The sequence below is a fragment of the Methylophaga sp. OBS1 genome (assembly GCF_026319365.1).
In genome coordinates this window covers 1-522 of sequence record NZ_JAPDMS010000012.1, presented here as the reverse complement: position 1 = coordinate 522, position 522 = coordinate 1, and the positions used below count along the sequence as shown (strand labels likewise).

Genomic DNA, 522 nt, shown 5'->3' with positions numbered 1-522 from the left:
AAGTCAAAGGCAAAATGCACAAGACTGCTGTTCACTTCGACCGTAACGGTTTCGCTTACACCATGGATCGTGAAACCGGTGAACTGCTGGTCGCTGAAAAGTATGACCCAGCGGTTAACTGGTCAAATGGCGTGAACCTGAAAACCGGTCGTCATGATCGCGTTGCCAAGTACTCGACTGCCCGTAACGGTGAAGACGTCAACACCACCGGTGTCTGCCCTGCAGCGCTGGGTTCAAAAGACCAACAGCCAGCGGCTTACTCACCACGTACCGGCCTGTACTATGTACCGACCAACCACGTGTGCATGGACTACGAGCCATTCGAAGTTGAGTATGTTGCAGGTCAACCCTACGTTGGTGCTACCCTGAGCATGTACCCGGCACCAGGTGGTACGCATCTGGGTAACTTCATTGCCTGGGATGCGCGTGAAGGTAAAATCGTCTGGTCCAACCCGGAACGCTTCTCAGTCTGGTCAGGTGCCCTGGCCACTGCCTCTGACGTTGTGTTCTACGGTACGCTGG

General features: G+C 54.6%; 1 pseudogene. It reads left to right on the top strand.

The annotated features are described in order from the left end of the window. A pseudogene (locus tag OMQ46_RS16570) lies at positions 1-522 on the top strand (PQQ-dependent dehydrogenase, methanol/ethanol family); the annotation flags it as partial.